At 43.1% G+C, this 18114-nt stretch carries 15 protein-coding genes; 11 read left to right on the top strand and 4 right to left on the bottom strand.

Annotation, left to right across the window (positions count from 1 at the left end):
• Nucleotides 1–126: 126 nt before the first annotated feature.
• Together KXD93_RS14665 and KXD93_RS14670 are read left to right on the top strand one after the other, a co-directional pair.
• Nucleotides 127–1563, top strand: a complete 1437-nt coding sequence (locus KXD93_RS14665; protein WP_258137904.1) for an outer membrane beta-barrel protein — start codon at nucleotides 127–129, stop codon at nucleotides 1561–1563.
• 514 nt (nucleotides 1564–2077) lie between these two features.
• Nucleotides 2078–2680 carry a hypothetical protein gene (locus KXD93_RS14670; RefSeq protein WP_258137905.1) on the top strand — a complete coding sequence of 201 codons (603 nt, stop codon included), beginning with the start codon at nucleotides 2078–2080 and terminating at the stop codon, nucleotides 2678–2680.
• A gap of 715 nt (nucleotides 2681–3395) precedes the next feature.
• Here the strand turns inward: KXD93_RS14670 and KXD93_RS14675 are convergent.
• The 3 genes from KXD93_RS14675 to KXD93_RS14685 form a co-directional block, all read right to left on the bottom strand.
• Nucleotides 3396–4073, bottom strand: a complete 678-nt coding sequence (locus KXD93_RS14675) for a hypothetical protein (protein WP_258137906.1) — start codon at nucleotides 4071–4073, stop codon at nucleotides 3396–3398.
• Between the two features lie 18 nt (nucleotides 4074–4091).
• Nucleotides 4092–4661 (bottom strand): hypothetical protein, encoded by a 570-nt coding sequence (locus KXD93_RS14680; protein WP_258137907.1) that lies wholly within the window; start codon nucleotides 4659–4661, stop codon nucleotides 4092–4094.
• An 82-nt stretch (nucleotides 4662–4743) separates the two neighbouring features.
• Complete coding sequence (locus KXD93_RS14685) at nucleotides 4744–5016, bottom strand: DUF4242 domain-containing protein (protein ID WP_258137908.1); 273 nt, start codon at nucleotides 5014–5016, stop codon at nucleotides 4744–4746.
• Nucleotides 5017–5272: 256 nt separating this feature from the next.
• On the opposite strand from KXD93_RS14685, the gene KXD93_RS14690 reads away from it, so the two are divergent.
• Nucleotides 5273–5473 carry a hypothetical protein gene (locus KXD93_RS14690; RefSeq protein ID WP_258137909.1) on the top strand — a complete coding sequence of 67 codons (201 nt, stop codon included), beginning with the start codon at nucleotides 5273–5275 and terminating at the stop codon, nucleotides 5471–5473.
• Between the two features lie 21 nt (nucleotides 5474–5494).
• Here the strand turns inward: KXD93_RS14690 and KXD93_RS14695 are convergent, their stop codons facing one another.
• Entirely contained in the window at nucleotides 5495–6013 is a 519-nt protein-coding gene (locus KXD93_RS14695; protein WP_258137910.1) for a hypothetical protein, read from the bottom strand.
• 127 nt (nucleotides 6014–6140) lie between these two features.
• Between KXD93_RS14695 and KXD93_RS14700 the strand changes: the two genes are divergently transcribed.
• From KXD93_RS14700 to KXD93_RS14735, 8 genes are all read left to right on the top strand, one after another.
• Nucleotides 6141–7721 (top strand): TROVE domain-containing protein, encoded by a 1581-nt coding sequence (locus tag KXD93_RS14700; protein WP_258137911.1) that lies wholly within the window; start codon nucleotides 6141–6143, stop codon nucleotides 7719–7721.
• 1124 nt (nucleotides 7722–8845) lie between these two features.
• Complete coding sequence (locus tag KXD93_RS14705; RefSeq protein WP_258137912.1) at nucleotides 8846–10108, top strand: arsenic transporter; 1263 nt, start codon at nucleotides 8846–8848, stop codon at nucleotides 10106–10108.
• A gap of 45 nt (nucleotides 10109–10153) precedes the next feature.
• Nucleotides 10154–10951 carry an NIPSNAP family protein gene (locus KXD93_RS14710; protein ID WP_258137913.1) on the top strand — a complete coding sequence of 266 codons (798 nt, stop codon included), beginning with the start codon at nucleotides 10154–10156 and terminating at the stop codon, nucleotides 10949–10951.
• Between the two features lie 26 nt (nucleotides 10952–10977).
• Complete coding sequence (locus tag KXD93_RS14715; protein WP_258137915.1) at nucleotides 10978–11820, top strand: oxidoreductase; 843 nt, start codon at nucleotides 10978–10980, stop codon at nucleotides 11818–11820.
• A gap of 102 nt (nucleotides 11821–11922) precedes the next feature.
• Entirely contained in the window at nucleotides 11923–12360 is a 438-nt protein-coding gene (locus tag KXD93_RS14720; protein ID WP_258137916.1) for a DoxX family protein, read from the top strand.
• Nucleotides 12361–12712: 352 nt separating this feature from the next.
• Nucleotides 12713–13648: a GLPGLI family protein gene (locus KXD93_RS14725; RefSeq protein ID WP_258137917.1), complete on the top strand. Its 936-nt coding sequence runs from the start codon at nucleotides 12713–12715 to the stop codon at nucleotides 13646–13648.
• A complete protein-coding gene (locus tag KXD93_RS14730) occupies nucleotides 13645–16317 on the top strand; it encodes a hypothetical protein (RefSeq protein WP_258137919.1) in 2673 nt (890 codons plus the stop codon). Before KXD93_RS14725 ends, KXD93_RS14730 begins: the two co-directional genes overlap by 4 nt.
• 292 nt (nucleotides 16318–16609) lie before the next feature.
• On the top strand, nucleotides 16610–17968 hold the full coding sequence (locus KXD93_RS14735) for an OmpA family protein (RefSeq protein ID WP_258137920.1): 1359 nt from the start codon (nucleotides 16610–16612) through the stop codon (nucleotides 17966–17968).
• Nucleotides 17969–18114: the final 146 nt, after the last annotated feature.

Here is an 18114-nt window from a genome sequence, read left to right on the forward strand (position 1 = left end):
ATTTCCAACTACTTGTAAATAATATCCTTAACAAGGAACATCAATTGCCATACCCGGCACAAATTACCCGGCCGAAAAGATAAACCGTTTTGAGGCCGGGTAATGAACATCCAAATTATATAAAAAATGAAAAAAGTTTTCTTATCAATTATTTTAGGTGCGTCGCTTACCTGTGCTTTTTCGCAGGACAAACCCGTGCTTGCATCTACAGGAAAAACGGAGGACAAAACTCCCGCATTTTTAAAAAGCGATACCACAGTTAAAAAAGACACCGTTGTTGCCAAGAGCGAACCATTTGCTTTTGGCGATTTTACCTGGCTAAACGGCAACGACCGCAGGCATACCCCGCTGCTGGATTCTAAATATTTTACCGGCCGCATTTTACTTGATGTAAATTATACAGCGTCAAACAATAATCCTATCGACCATACGGTTGTTGGCTCAACGGCGCTGGCCCATGATCATGAATTTGAAATATCAACTGCAGCATTTGGCGGCGATTTTCATTACGATAACATAAGGGCAACTATACTTACCCAATTTGGTACCCGGTCAACAGTAGTACCGCGTAATGATTTGAGCGTTACCCGGGGTCAGTTTGACCAGGCTACCGCCTACCGTTACCTAAGCGAGGCCAACGCCGGTTATCACTTTAATGTGCTGCATGGCATTAACGTTGATGCCGGGATCTTTATGTCGTACGTTGGTTTGTTCTCCTATTACAATGCGGAGAACTGGGCCTACCAACCATCGTTCACTTCGGATAATACGCCGTGGTTTTTTAATGGTATTCGGGTTCAGATCTTCGTTTCGGATAAACTGAAGATCGAGCCATGGTTAATAAATGGCTGGCAGTCGTATGGGATGTTTAACAGCCAGCCCGGCATAGGTGGCCAGATCTTGTGGCGTCCTGTTGAATGGTTCCAGGCGCTCACCAACACCTATTACGGTGCTGACACGCAGGACAAGCCCGGCAGAAAACGCTTCCACTCTGACAACAGCATTGAGGTGCGTTATTTTAAAAGCACCAACAAAAACAGCTTTATAAACAGCATGGCATTTTCATTAACCGGCGATATCGGTTTTGAAAAAGGCGATGGCGTAAACGGCTTTCATGCCGACCCGGTTAAAGGTCCCGCCCAGTATTTCGCCAGCGGTATGGTATATAACCGTGTAATATTTGGCAAGGGGCATTACGGCTGGACAATCGGCGGGGGCGTGATCAACAACCCTGGTCGTTACCTAGTGTTGTATCCTACAGGCGATGCCAACCCGATCCCGGCCATTAATACTGGCGCAGTGGGTTCACATCCGTTCTCCGCAAATCCCGGCGATCAGTTTCATGGCTATGATTATTCTACAACGTTCGATATCATGCCAAACGATTACCTGACCTTTCGTTTAGAGGTGGTACACCGCCATGCCAGCGTACCTTATTTTGCAGGCCACGGTGGCGTAACCTCCCCTGATGGTTACAACACCACCCCGGTGCCCGCAGATTTTACACCGGACCTGGTACCATCAGAAACAAGGTTTATAGCAGCGTTGCTTGTAAGATTTTAATATAGCTGTATAAAGCGATTTTGTCATTCTGAGCGAGAGCGAAGAATCTTCAGCTCGGGACACTCACGCTGGAAAGGTACGCTGGCTACTTGTCAGGCGAATACCTTTCTCACGAATAAGATCCTTCACTTCGTTCAGGATGACAAAAAAGCCGCAAGCAGATTGAAAGATCGCTTGCGGCTTTTTCGTGAAAGAAAATTAAAGCCAAATCGCTTCCTCAATATGATAAAAGCCCTTTATCAATACGAGTAAAAATAAAGAGCGAGCATTCTTTTTATTTAAATTAAAGTATTGATTTTCAATTATTTAAATAAAACACCATCTCCACCAAGCCGTCTGGCATTTCAATGGCATAAACCTCTGCATCAAACAAAAAACAACAATAAAGCACAGCAATAACTTACCGTTCATTGTTTAGGTAAGTTAAGGTTGAATAAGAGAGGCCGGGTTTTGCCGCCCGGCCTTTTATTAAACAGAACAGGCAAAAACAAAAACACTTAATAATTTTAATAAAATGAAAACTTTGATCAAAGCGCTTATCGCAATAGCAATCATCAGCTTAAACGCAACATTCGTACATGCACAAAACTCAAAAAGCGTTACCGGCATTTACCTTACCGAGCAGGATTACAAATTAAACAAGCTAACCTATGTTTTAGGGGATAACGAAAAACTGCAGCTTAATGAATTTTTAAATGGGAAAAACATCAGTCTGCTTTACCAGGGCAAAAAAGTGAAACTGGCAAAAAGCGATATTTATGGTTACAAGCTGCACAACCAGGATTATCGTATTTTTAATAACGAAGCCTATGGCATAATTGACACTGTTGGTTTTACCATCTATAAAAAACAAAAACTAACACAGCAAGGTAAGGGATACACCCCTGTTGAACGTTACTTTTTTAGCGCCGGCAACAAACAACCCGTATTAGCCCTAACCATTGAAAACTTGTGGAACAGTTTCCCGTCGCAGCCAGCTTTCCGCTACAGCATTCAAAGCACCTTTAAGCAGGATGCCGAACTGATGGCTTACGATAAGTTATCCAACCAGTACAAGCTTAAATACATCCACCTGCACCAGGGGCAGGCAGCAACAAGCAGTATAGCTTCGAGGTAATCAATATGCTTTATGGCGCTGGATTTTAAACTACGCGCATTCGAAGCATTAAAAAAGTCCTTTTGTCATACCGGGCGAAGTGAAGGATCTTCCTCGCAAGCAAGGTATTCGCCTGATAAGTTTTCAGCATACTTTTACGCAATGGCTATCACGTGCAGAAGATCCTTCACTTCGTTTACGATGACAAAATAGTGTCAGCATAGATACCAGGGAAATTGCTTATATTTGAATTCATTCGAACCTCAAAAAGCTAATTGCCGTCAATTCCAATTGAGCAAATTGATTAGGTAGCGATATCCCGGATTAATTATTTCTTCCACCACGTTCTTTCACATCCAATTACAGCAAAAAATCGGTTTCTAAGCAGCAATTTTCCTGCATTTTCACAGGGGCAAAAGGTTATTTTGGTATCGTAATCCCATTTTTTAACAGGGGTAAAATGGTACTTTACCCTCGTAACCCGATTTTTTATCAGGAGCGAAATTGTAGTTTGGTTTCGTAATCGATTTTTTTATCAGGGGTGAAATCGCGGCTTCCCTCGTAATCATTTTTTTTATCAGGAGCAAAAGGGGGTTTTACTTTGGTAATCGGGTGCTTTTTGAGGAAAAAAAAGCGTTTTTTCGCGCTGTAAAGAACTTGCCAGCGCAACTATTGAATGCAAATATTTAAATATCAATCAGTTAACAAAAGTACATAATATTTACCGCCCCCCTTCTCAATTAAAGACCGCAGGCTTTAGCTCCTTAAGAGTATAGCCCGCCGGAATTTTGAAGACTGAATCGTCTACCCTTCTTACTTCCACTTTTGTGGCCACGCGATTTATTTGCCCATAAGGCGCCTTCCCTGAGATCACCCGCATAGCAAGCATGATGTGATTATCATAAAAAAGCATGCTCTCGAAAAAAGATCCGAGGGCTATATGCGGCGGTAATTTAAAATATAGCGGCTTTGCCTCGTAAAGGTCGACGTGGCCGTATTCCGGATGGCCTTCGGTAGTTAAAAAATTGTCAAATGCATCGTATCCTACTATTTTTTTAATTGCAGGATTTACGGCAATCTTATCCATTCCCCACGGAAGGCTGATTAGCGGTTTTGTACCCGGCCTATATTTCCAGGCCAGGATATAGGTTTTGTCGCGATGATCTATTACATATTGTTTAGCAGAGTCGAGCAGCATGATCTGCTCTTCCCACAGGATTCCTTTTTGGGTAAAACTTTGCATGTTTATGGAATGTTTACCAAAGATGATTTTATATGAATTGCCAATAGTGGTGTCTTTTTGACCTCCTGAAAGGCCATACATTCTATAATCAATTTCGCCCTCAAAGTTTTTTTGAGCGACCGCGATTTTGGCAGTAAGAAGTATAGTAAAAAGGATCAGGAGTTTTTTCATTTAGGCTAATGTAGCTATTTAGTTTATAGTGGGTGGCAGCTGCTTTATTATCTTAAACATCTCGGGATAGTCAACTGAATAACGGATCTGGAATTGCTGCCCGGTTGAAAAATCTCCCTCATGTTCGTAACGCGGGTGGAAGATCTCCTTGCCATTAACCGTGTATATAAAAACGGCATAGTAGCTTGTGCTGCTTTTTGAACGCCTGGCCTCTATTCTGCCCACCGTGGCAACCGCGGTATTGGTAACACCATTTTGCAATATATTGCTGCGCCTGGTATTTGCCATAGTATAAGCCAGGTATACGTTACCGATGAGCACCCCTGTCGTCACGGTAATCCCAGACAATCTGACCAGCCGCTTTTTAAAGGGTTCCGGGTTTGCCTTTAAAAACTCATTGGTTTCCTCATCAAAGGGAGTGCCTTTTACTACCTGCATATGGATATACACCCAGCCAAGCAGGATAGCGAGATAGCCTAGCCCCGAAATCAATTCGCTGTTTCGATAGCTTTCAAAATAAATTAAGAGTGAGCCGGAAAGTGCTAAGCCCACGCCGCCAATCCATTGGGGTATTTTATTTAGGTTCATTAGTATTGAAAGAGGGCAACACAATCACTGTCCAGTAAATATAGAGGATTGTGGTAATCATTAATAAAAATAAATTGAGTGGTTACTCTGCAGTCGTTGGGTCGATAATGGTTTTCACCTCACTTACCGAATTGGCCGGGAAGCCGCCCTGCGATGCATGTTCGCGAACCATTGCCTCGTTCGGCGCAATGTAAATACAATAGATCTTATCCCCGGTTACATAGCTTTGCAGCCATTGAATTTGCGGGCCCATGCTGCTTAATACACCACATGAGGTTTGTGAAATTCCCTTTAACTGTTCCGGAGTAAGGTTACCCGCACCGGGGATCTCCCTTTCAATTACATACTTTGGCATGTTGCTTTAATTTAGGTGGACGTTTATAGATTGAAGACTAAAATTAGGAATTAATATTTTCAAAAACATAATTATTTAATTTTTAAGCGATTGCAACTAACAAATTTTATCAGGTCTATTAAAAATGCCATTTCGTCGATGTTTGGCAGGTAGTTGTCTATCGCATTTTCTACACTGGATTAATTATCTTTATTTTGTGTCATATCGACACAATAGCAAGACACACAATTCTGATTGGCTTAAAATCAGTAGTTCAATGAAAAATGTTACCGCCCTTGAATTGATTATAAAGTATACCCAGCGGCAATGTACTGCTGAGGAAACTGAGCTGGTAGATAATTGGTATGATTCCCTTAAGGATGAGCCGGACTTCGTATCTATGTTAAGCGATGCGGAACGACAGGAATTAAAGGAAGATCTGTATAAAAAAATCCTGCAGAAGATTGGATTGGGGTGAATCATGAGATAATACCACGTTTCAAGTGGGTGTCGAGCTACCTATTTCTCCGTCAAGCATCTCAAGCAGTTTGGATTTAGCCTTGATGCTTTCAGATTTAAATCCGCCCATTGTAATCCCATACCCAAACAGCATCATCGCAAACGGCACAAAATTATTAGGCTCAATGTGTTTATCTACGATTGCCCGCACAACTGCCCATATCGTAGCTAAACCCAGCGGACAAATCCATAAGCACATGAATATAACCACAAACAGGTACATCTTCATTTTTACATGCACCCTGCTCCCACTAGGATATACTTCAGTTGTGCCTTCTATCTGCGGAAGAAATGAGTTACGGTAGCTGATAACCCGTTTAAACTTAAACGTACCATTTACCGCGAAACCTTCAAAGTATGTAGCTGTTGACGAAGAAGACATCCCGAATTTGAAAAAACTACCATCGCCGGGAGAAATTTCTGCTTCAAGGCGTTGCTGAACGGCTTCGGGTTTTAGGTTGGTGATGATATAAAAGTTCTCGTAGGGAAGGAAAGTCATTGCGGCTAATGGTTTACGTTGATTTTATAAATATCTCAAAAAAAATTAAAATATTTTTCACTGCGCAAATACACTGCGCACTGGCGCTCAACCTTTGTATCAACAAAACAAAAAAGGGAGGTTCCCAATGAAATTTAATTTACTAAGCAAGGCTAAAACACAGGTTACCAATTACGAAGGCGCAAAGGCGTTTGTGATGAGTGCCGAAATGGAACTCTACACTACCGTAGTTACCTGGAGCCTCAACGATTCGTTTTACGAAAAGGACGAAGATCGTTTAAACCGTTTACGTGCGCTAATTGCCAAATGCGATCCGGTATTTACGGGTAAGCTGGCTGTTTATGCCCGCACTAAAATGTACATGCGTTCGGTGCCGTTGGTTTTGGTTACCGAACTGGCTAAGGTGCACTCGGGCGACAACCTGGTAGCCCGGGTTACCGATGGGGTAATTAACCGCGCCGACGAAATAACAGAGCTGTTGGCTTGCTACGAATTGCTGAACAAACGCACCGGCACTAAAAAGCTGAACCGTTTATCAAAGCAAATGCAAAAGGGTTTAACCAGCGCATTTAACCGCTTTGACGAATACCAGTTTGCCAAGTACAACCGAGATGGTAGTATAAAGCTGCGTGACGCATTGTTCCTGGTTCACCCTAAGGCAAAGGATGAATTGCAACAATTACTGTTCAACAAAATTGTGAACGGCGACCCGCAAACACCATATACCTGGGAAACTGAGTTGTCGGCGTTAGGTCAAATCAATTACGATAGCGAGGATGCAAAAGCCGAAGCGTTCCGCGCAAAGTGGGAAGAACTCATCGATAGCGGAAAGCTGGGTTACATGGCCTTGCTGCGAAACCTGCGTAACATACAAGATGCCGGAGTAAGCTATGTACACTTTCAAAAGGTATGTGCAACCCTTGCCGATGCGGATAAGGTTGCAAAGGCTAAGCAGTTTCCGTTTCGTTACCTGGCGGCTTACCGCGAATTGGTAGCAGCGGATACTCAAGCACGAACAAAAGGTACTGTAAGCAAATTAAGCACCTTATTGTTTGGCAACAAAGGTTATACCGGCGAATTGCTGGATGCTTTGGAAAAAGCGGTACAGGCAAGCGCCGCAAACATCAAGGGTTTTGATTACGATACCCGCGTATTGCTGGCCTGCGACGTGTCGGGTTCGATGCAAAAGCCTGTTTCGGCAAAATCGAAGGTGTTGTTGTATGATGTTGGTTTGATGCTGGCTATGCTGTTGCAATCACGTTGTAAAAACGTGGAAGTAGGTATGTTTGGTAATACCTGGAAAACAATAACTGTACCCCGTAATAACATATTGGGTAACGTGCAAGAGTTTTACCGCCGTGAGGGTGAAGTTGGTTATTCAACCAATGGTTACCTGGTGATAAAGGACCTGCTGAACCAAAAGGTTAAGGTGGATAAGGTGTTAATATTTACCGACTGCCAGTTATGGAACAGCCAGTCAACAACCGGCGATCATATGCAGCCTTTATGGTTGCATTACAAGGCAGAAGTTGCGCCGCAGGCCAAACTCTACCTGTTCGACTTGCAAGGCTATGGCCAGGCTCCATTGCAATTGTTACGCAATGATGTTTACTTAATAGCCGGCTGGAGCGATAAGGTTTTTGATGTGTTAGCTGCATTAGAAAACGGTGATACCGCTTTAAGCGAAATAAATAAGATAGAACTATAAACACAGTGTGGGGAAGCTAACACCCCATACTTTTAAAGAAATTAAAAACATAAGGATGCCGTTAGAAACGGGTTACTTCGCACCAAATTGAAATGCTGAGGTCAGTACAGTATCAACTGTATGAGGTTCGAGTCCTCACAAATATCCCGGTTCGCCAGTTGCTCTTTATAAAATATAAAAGAAGGTGCCGTAAATAAGCCCTACTTCGTTTGGGCGCTGGGGTTGATGGTTCGAATCCGTCTCCGTAAGGATAGCTCAATTGGATAGAGCACAGTATTGAATGGTTTATTGTCTTTTGCCCTTCTTTTAAAGAAATTGAAAATAAAAAGGTGTCGTAGATGAGTGTTACTTCGCATTTACCGTCCAGGTCGCCGGTTCAAGTCCGGCCTTCATCGTCACGCTTATGCGAACGCCGTTGTAGCTCAGTTGGTTAGAGCAGGAGCACCGCAAGGTGCATTTCACCTGTCGCTTTTTACCCTTTTTTAAGAAATTAAAAATTTAAGGTGCCGTAAATATGTGCTACTTCGGGTCGCCTGTTCGATTCCGGCTGTTGGAGCAATCCAATGTAGCTCAGCGGGCAGAGCAGTTAAGCATTTTGCTTCGCACATATTGACTATCGCCCTTAAGAAATAAGGAAGATGCCGTAGGCTTGCGTTACTTCGCCTGTTAAGCAAAACCACAACGCAGGCTACCTGTTGCTCTTCTTTTGCCCCTTAATCCCCTGAAGGGGAAATAAGAAAAATTGTTCCCCTTCAGGGGTAGGGGGCTTAAAGGATGCCGTAAAACGGTGATACTTCGGTTAGAACATCCACCGCAGGTGGAAGGACGCTGGTTCAAATCCAGCCGGTAATTAATTTACAGTAGTTCAGTTTTTGTTCCTCACCGTTTGTTTTTTGCTCCTTTAAATGAAAGATGCCGTAGGCAAGTGTTACTTCGCTGGTGAAACCGTTTAACGGTTCAGGTTCGAGTCCTGGTTGGTCACTTCCCGTTTGTTGCTCTTTTATTTTTGGGTCACTTTACCACCGTTTCTATTTTCCTGTGGTTGGTATTTTCTAAAACACTCCGTTTAGCCTGCGATCCCCATTCATAATGATCTTAAAACCATACCATCCTAATTTATATCTTTGAAAATCCCTGTATCTATGACGCATATTACCATTTGGATCATCTCCTTTCTTGCAATAGCCGGTGTTATTATCCGCCCGTTCAAAGTAACCGAAGCGGTTTGGGCCGTTGCGGGTGCCGTGATCCTTTTAGTGTTTGGATTGATCCTGCCGTCTGACGGATTAGCAGGCATCCTGAAGGGAACAGATGTTTATTTGTTTTTAACCGGGATGATGCTTTTAGCAGAAACCGCCCGGGAGGAAAAACTGTTCGACTGGCTTGCCGCCCACGCCACTAAAATGGCAAAGGGTTCGTCAAACCGACTATTTTTACTGATCTACCTGGTTGGAATTGTTGTAACCGCATTTTTATCAAACGATGCTACGGCGGTTGTGTTAACACCAGCAGTTGCTGCAGCGGCAAAGGCGGCAAAGGCTAAAAACCCGCTCCCCTATTTATTGATCTGCGCTTTTATTGCTAATGCGGCATCGTTTATTCTACCTATTTCAAATCCTGCCAACCTGGTGATCTACGGGAGTCACATGCCGCCATTGTTACATTGGCTACAGTTATATTTTTTACCCTCGGTGGTTTCAATTGCAGCAACCTTTATTATGCTTCGGTTTACCCAGCGAAATGAACTAAAGCAAGACCTGGAAACCAACATACCGATTCCAACACTCTCCACAGGCGGAAAAACCGCGATGGCAGGCATTGCAGCCACTGCCCTAATTTTATTAGTTTCCTCGGCACTTGATCTGCAACTGGGTTTGCCAACAGCCATTACCGGCATTATTACATCTGCTATTGTTATAATCAGGGCTAAAAAAAATCCGCTTCTAGTAATCAAGGGTGTTTCATGGGCGGTTTTGCCGCTGGTAGCAGGGCTGTTTGTAATTGTGGAAGCACTTAATAAAACAGGACTGATCCAGTCGCTTACCCTATTTTTACAAGAACAAACCGCCCATTCTGTAGCAGGAGCCACCTGGGGCAGCGGCCTGGGTATTGCATTTGCCTGTAATTTGGTGAATAACCTGCCCGCCGGGCTAATCGCCGGAAATGTTATCCAGGCCGGCCACTCGCCCGAAATGGTTAAAAGCGCTGTGTTAATTGGTGTTGATCTTGGCCCCAACCTTTCTATAACCGGTTCACTGGCAACCATACTTTGGCTGGTTGCCTTGCGGCGCGAGGGAATAACCGTAAGCGCATGGGCATTTTTAAAACTGGGTTTGCTGGTAATGACGGTGGCATTATTATGTACTTTGGGGGCTTTATGGATTTAGTATCACCCTTAATCTATTGTAATTAATTACTTATTTTAGCCAATAATGAAAAGACGCTCATTCGTAAAATCAACCCTACTTAGTGGCGCTGCCGCAACCATTTTACCCGCTGTAAGTAATGCTATGGAAAATACAAGCCCCGTTGTAGGCACTGAATATTACGAGCTAACGGTTTATAGCTTAAAGGATGAACCCCAGCAAAATTTGGTTGAGGATTATTTGAAAAACGCAGCCATCCCGGCATTAAACAAACTTGGTGTTAAACATGTGGGGGTATTTACAGAAATGAAACCCACCGGCCAAACCCGGCTCTTTGTACTTACACAATATAACAGCATCACACATTTCAGTACCGTTGAGGATGGCATGGCTAAAGACCCTGTGCTTGTGCGGAAAGGTGCCGCTTACCTTAATGCACCTGCCACAAACCCGGCTTATGAGCGGATAGAAAGCTCGCTTTTAAAAGCATTTACACACTTCCCGACACTTACTGCACCCGCAAAAAAATCACGCATTTTTGAATTGCGCCAATACCAGAGCGCCAGTGAGGCGGCAGGCAAAAAGAAGATAGAGATGTTTAATGATAAAGGTGAGATAGATATTTTTAAACGGCTTGAATTTAACCCGGTTTTTTGGGGCGAAACGGTGATAGGCCCACAACGCCCGAACCTTACCTACATGGTTACCTTTGACGACCTTGCGGCCAAGGACGCCCATTGGAAGGAGTTTGGCAGCGATACCCAATGGCATGAGATAAGCGCCGTACCTGATTATGCCGACGTTTTGCTGGTGAGCAAAATAACATCCACGCTTTTGATTCCAGCCGATTTTTCGCAGATTTGAAAAGATAAACTTTCAATATCACACCTATGAAAAATGATGCAAAAAAAGTATGGTTCATTACCGGCGCGTCCGGTGGATTTGGGAAATCATTTGCCGAATATGCTATTCAGCAGGGATATAATGTTGTAATTACTGCCCGCCGTTTGGATAAGCTGGAGAGCATAAGGGCAACGGCACCAAGCCAGGTTGAGGCAATAAAAATGGACGTAAATAATAGCGCCGAAATTGCCGATGCTGTTAAACAGGCCACCGATCGTTTTGGCCGGGTTGATGTACTCATCAACAATGCCGGGTTTGGAATAGTAGGCGCGGTTGAGGAAACATCCGACGATGATTTGCGCGCACAACTGGAAACAAATTTCTTTGGCGCCGCTGCAGTTATCAGGACTATGCTGCCGGTTTTCCGGGCACAAAAATCAGGGGCCATTGTTAATATCAGCAGCCTGGGCGGGCAGCTTTCCTTTGCCGGATTTGGCGCTTATTCTGCATCAAAATTTGCACTTGAAGGCCTTTCAGAGGCGTTAGCCGCCGAGGTGACGCCGTTGGGCATAAAAGTGCTTATTGTTGAACCGGGGAGTTTCCGCACAGAATTGGCTGGGACAGCAATGAAGTACATGCCAGAAAACTCCGCCTATAAAGACACGGTTGGGCAAACAAGAAATTTTGCCAAAGGCATGAACGGCACCCAGGAAGGCGATCCCTTTAAGGCTGCGGCAGCAATTGATAAGGCGCTTAATGCAGAAAAAACGCCCTTGAGGTTGCAACTCGGCGAAGATGCGGTAAATGCAATTAAGCAACACGCTGAGAATTTATTAAACGACCTTGCAGAGTGGCAAGCTGTTGCCGTGGATACCAAAATAGATGCTTAGCCGTACCATTTAAAGCTGCCCATTACGAGTTAACACGCAGGCTGTAAGTTCAACCAGATCTTTTGTATATCTTTAAGTTTAAGATCCAGTTATCAATCATTCATGAACGACAAAACATCCCGCGCCGCCGGCTTACTTTTTACACGTGCGCTGCTTGGTATAATTTTGCTGATGCAGGGCTACGGAAAGATCTTTACCTATACGGCACCCAAAGTGTATGGCATGTTTTTTAAGGATTTTGAAAAGACGTTCATCCCAAAATGGCTCATCTGGGGTACTGCCTACTATACTTCTTATGTAGAATTGATCTGTGGCCTGTTACTTGTTATCGGACTTTTCCGCAAATGGGCCTGTTACCTGGTGGCTATTGACCTGCTGGTGGTTTCGTTCGGCCACGGATTGGTAGAGCCTATCTGGGATCTGCAGCACGTTATACCACGCGCTGTCCTGTTGATCACTATCATGCTCGTTCCGCAGCAATGGGACAGATGGAACGCGGATACGATTTTTTTTCCGCAGGGTAAGGACGCATCAATATGATCTTATAAAACACAGATTGTATGTGAGATTTATAACAAGTTATCTTTCCCAATTCCCCTTCCAAAACAGAAGCCGGCTAACCTTGCGCATGATTGTATTATTTCCTCAAAGGTTATTTGATCACCTTATTAAACTAGTAGATACTCCAGGGCGGAACCGCCCTTTTGAATACGTTACCGGAGCTTAATGTTCCCGGTAACCCCGATGAATCAACAGCTGAATATCCCGCCTTCCAAAAGTTAATAAATGTTAAATCCCTTGTATAAATTACGACACTGTCGTAGATTTACGAATAAATCGTATTATTACGAAATCTTAATAGCTATCATTTATAAACTTAACTGTCAATACGATGAAAAAAACATTACTCTTATTCAGTTGCCTCCTATGTGCGATAAGCATTGTTGAGGCACAAGCGCCCGAACAGGCGCAAGCCGTTGTTCATTATAAATTTTCGCACCTGCGGGATACTACCAAAAAAACTGAATTCTATAATGAAAACATGGTCCTGTTCCTGGGCAAGAATTCAAGTGCATACAAAAGCTATGATAAAAAAATGGCGGATGCTTTGATGAAGAAACAAGTGCAGGAACAAATGGCTGCAAACCCGGGTGGCAATATCAAAATAATGCGCGGAAAGAACTCTGGTTCAAATACCGAATATTATCAATTCCCGAATGAGAAAAGACTGGTGAGAAAAGAGAAGCTCTTCAACAGCTACCTGATTGACGAAGCGTACCCGGTAATTGATTGGAAAATAAGCGCCGATACCGCCAGCTTTGCTGGCTTACAATGTCAAAAAGCAATAACACATTTTAAAGGTCGTGATTACACCGCCTGGTTTTGTCCCGACCTGCCATTTCACAGCGGCCCGTGGAAATTAAACGGCCTGCCTGGTGTAATACTGGAAGCCTATGACGATAAAAAGGAAGTGGTATTTAAGTTTGATGGCATTGAAGACTTAACCAAAGCACCAAAAGCAAGCGCGGCAGTTAACAACGATAGCCAACCAACCGGCGGGGTAATGATAAAAATGATCGGCATGGATGACGATGATACCGACCCTAACATTATACAATTACCATCTGGTGGAATTAAAACTACCGAGAAGGAATTTACAAACTTAAAGGATGCCATGAAAAAGGATCCGAATGCCTTCGCTCAATCTGCAATGGCCGGCTCGGGAGCAAATTTACAGGGAGGGCCGGGGCCAAAGCCGAGTATCAACATTAAAATAGGGGCTGGCCCGGTAATTAACAACCCGATAGAACTTCCTGAAAAGAAATGAGCCACGTCATTAAGTTTTTGGGGATCATGATCTGCTGCTGTTCATTTATGTTTTGTGCTTACGCGCAAAACATAAGGGGCACGGTTAAAGACAGCACAGGTAAAGGACTGGCCTTTGTAAGCATAAATTTAAAAGGCGGTAATAATGTAATATTAGTCTATACCGTTAGCAATGATAAAGGCGACTATAGCCTGGCTGTACCGCGTGATGCGCAAAAAAACGTGTTATCGGTTGAGGCGAGTTGCATAGGCTTTAAGAAACAAAGCAAGGCGATAACCGATCTGGCCGCGTCCTATAATTTTATGCTGTTAGCAGCCACTAACCAGCTACAAACTGTAATTGTAAAGGATAAAAGGCCGTTCCTGAAAACCAACGGCGACACGCTGAGCTACAAGGTATCGGATTTTAGCAATCCGCAGGACCGGGTGATTGGGGATGTAATAAAAAAGCTACCGGGTATATCCGTTGCTTCTGACGGCAAGATCTCCTACAACGGCAAGGGGATTTCCAACCTCTATATTGGCGGGGATAACCTGTTGGATGACAAATACAATATCGCCACCAACAACATTCCGCATGGCGCGGTAGACCAGGTACAGGTGATTGAGAATCATCAGCCTATAAAAATGCTGAAGGATAAAGTAGTGAGCGACGATGTTGCCCTAAACCTCACCTTTAAGAAGGACGCAAAAATTCAAATGGTTGGGCAGGAAACCGTAGGTGGCGGCATCCCGGGCAAATACGACGAGGACTTGAATGCCATGATGTTTAAAGATAATTATAAGGCCATTAATTATTTGAAGGGCAACAACACCGGCTTCGATGTTCAGAGTGATTTGGTATCGCACAATTTATCAGATTACCTAACGAAATTAGATAACGATAAGCCCGCCACCATACTTTCAACAGGTACAGCAGGTGATCCGGAGTTACCGCGGTACAGGTATTTGTTTAATCAGTCGGGAATTATAAACGTGAACAACCTCGTTCACTTAAAAAAAGATGTACTCTTAAAAACAAACTTCTACTACCTTCATGATACGCAACTACAGGATTATCAAAAACAAACTGCCATTTACCTGCCGACTGATACGGTTAAATACAGCGAAATTCAGCATAACAAAAGCAGGCCCGACATATTTCACGGCCAGCTTTCGCTAAACATTAACAAGGATAAATATTATTTAAACGACAACCTGGTTGCAGATTATAGCCACAACACAAACTACTCGGCGCTGGTTACAAACGGCACCGGCGTAAACCAGGTTTTAAAGGATAACATTTCCGATTTCTCGAATGAGTTTAACCTGATGCAAACCTTTAAAACAAATAATATCATCGAAGTATATTCCTACCTGGATCACATTAAAGAACCTCAAAGCCTGTCAATCAGTCCCGGTTTGAACCCCGCTGTTTTTAATAACAATAATCCGTATCAGCAATTAATTCAAAACGCCAATGTGCCAACCTGGTTTACCAATAATTATGTGGCTTATAAAATCCCCGCTGATTATTTTACCCAGAGCTATAAGTTCGGCTTTACACTTCAACAGCAAAAACTGCAGTCGGGTTTAAATGCGCTACAAACCGACAATTCTATTAACACAGCATTGGATAGCACCCAGAACAATTTAAGCTGGTCGCGTAAAAGGGTGTATACCGAAGCCGCTTATGACATGCCGGGAAAAGTTCTTAAAATAAACTTAACGCTGCCGCTAAGTCTGCAGCAGATCCACTATACCGATAACTTATATGATTTAAACACACAGCTTAATCGCCTGTATTTTAACCCAAAGCTAACAGTGAAATATCAAAGCGGGGTTGAAAATTACTTTAGTCTGTTATATGGATTAAAAAATAATATAGGCAACATCCAGGATATTTATCATGGCTACATTCTAAAGGACTACCGGAGCCTGTTTGCAAATAACGCCGATTTGAGCGAACGTAAAAGCCAAACCGCCGCCCTCGGTTTTAACTACCGCAAAGCGCTTACACTTTTCTTTTTTAGTGTGGTGGCTTCCTATAACCATATCTCGGCAAATAACATTGCCTCAGAAATTGTCAATAACAACTTCGAACAAAGTGTAGTACTGCCCTACGCAAATGCCATAAACACATGGATGCTGAATGGCTCCATCAGCAAATATTCCTTTGCGTTGCGCACCACGTTCAGCGGCGGCGTGTCATGGCAATCAAACAGTTCAAACCAGATTCAGAATAATATCCTGCTGCCTTATAAAACTATCTCGGTAAATGAAAGCGCAGGTTTTGACACAAAGATCAGTGATGCGCTAAATATAAGTTACAAGATTACAGGTACCCAGCTTAACAGTAAGTCATCCGCTTCAGCTTCCGGTCATGAAATAAAAAGCGTTTACCAGGAGGGCTCTTTGAACTATAACCCGCGCGAAAATCTCTTTTTTAAATTATCCGGCGAGCATTATTACACCCACCAGGACCAGGCAAACGATCTTAAATACACTTTTGCAGATGCATCGGTAAAGTACAGGTTCAGTAAAATTAAGACAGATATAGAACTTAGCGCAAATAACATTTTCAACGTAAAAAAATATAATGCGTTGTACCTTTCGGCCAATACGTTTTCCTCTAACACCTATGTAATTCCGGGGCGAATCATACTGTTAAAAGCCACGTTTAATATCTAACAATTAACGCCAGTTTTATAAACTGACCAATCCCGTTAATTAGTCATTAACCTCCACATTTACCAAAATCGACGTAAAAACAGGACAGTTTTCCCGTGCCTTTTCAAATTAAAACTTGCCCGATAAATACCTCTTAGTCGCGGGGCTTACAACTTACATCCTCTTAGACATCAGTGTATTTAGCCATCTTTCAGCAACTCGCCGTGCCTCACATTTTAAATTTGGTGGCACTACAATTGCCTCCGGCTATCTGATCTTAACATTCAGATCAATTATTTAATACACATTTAAAATGACACGATCACAACTTAAAAAAGCTTCATTATTATTAACGGGGCTTGCTATTGGCGGGAATCTTTTTGCCCAAAGCCAGGACACTACAAAAACAATGTCGACCGATTACGTTCAACCATTTTCAAGTGGAAGTGCATTTCGTACATGGTCGGTAGGCTTTGAAGGCGGTGTTTTAACCCCCTACTCTATCTTCAGTATTAAGAACCAGGATTTCCATTCTCCGCACGAAAAAATAGGATACGGCGGTTTTATTAAGGACCAGATCCTGCCATCATTTGGCTTACAGTTAAATTTCATGAAGGGTAATGTTGCAGGCGCTGTAACTCCGGCTAACGAAGCTAATGGAACTTACACATCATTTAACACTGACATTAATTACTCTGTAGACTTAGCCGCAAACTTCACGCTGGCTAATATCAACTGGAGACACAACAAATCGGGCATCCAGCCTTATTTAACCTTGGGTGGTGGTGTTATTGGTTACTCTGCTGTTGTTAATGACAACGGAACAGTTACCCGCCAACAACGCACACACGATTTTTACTTACCCGTAGGCGCAGGTTTTAAAATCGACCTGGCTAAAGGTGTAAACCTTGACTTAGGCTACCAGGTAAATTTTGTTAATGCTGATGACTTTGATGGCATTGTTGGAGGTTCAACTAACGACAGGTTTTCATACGGTCACGTTGGTTTAGAGTTTGCCTTAGGCAGCCGTTCAAAACCGCAATTGGCTACACACAATCCAGTGTCGTCAATGCGTACAGAGTACTTAATGGACGAGCAACGTCTGCAATTGCAGGTTGATCGCCAGAGAGCTGAAAACGAACGTTTAAAATCAGACTTGAGCGCGACAAATGCCAAAGTTGACAAGCTTACAGTTGACACTGATGGCGATGGTGTACCTGATATTTTTGACAAGTGCCCTAACACCCCTGCCGGTACAGCGGTTGATGGTTCAGGATGTCCGCTTCCGGTAAAGAAACCTGATGTTAAGGTTTACGTAACCCAGGAAGATAAAAAGGTAGTTAATGAAGCCGTTAAAAATCTGGAATTTGATTTTGGTAAATCTACTATCCGTGAGCATTCTTTTGAAAGCCTGAATAAGCTTGCCCAGTTACTGGTTAGCAAAGGTTTCAATTTAAAATTAGCAGGCTATACCGACAATGTTGGTTCTGAAGCTGCTAACTTAAAATTATCAAGGGAACGTGCTGAAGCTGTTAAAACTTACCTTGCACAACAAGGTGCAGATGCGTCGAAAATTCAGGCTGAAGGTTATGGTAAAGCAAACCCTATCGCCACAAACAAAACAGAAAAAGGTCGTCAGATCAATCGTCGTGTTGAGTTTTCAATGTTTTAATCATATAAATATCTAACACGATAATCTCAAACGAAGTCTCTCAGTTTAATTACTGGGGGACTTTTTTGTTGTGATAACTCCAACATTCATTTCTGATTATTGCCTTATATTTACCTGTTGAAACTCCGCAACTTTCGGGTCGGTTT

It is taken from the genome of Mucilaginibacter phenanthrenivorans (assembly GCF_024721155.1).
Lineage (GTDB): Bacteria > Bacteroidota > Bacteroidia > Sphingobacteriales > Sphingobacteriaceae > Mucilaginibacter > Mucilaginibacter phenanthrenivorans.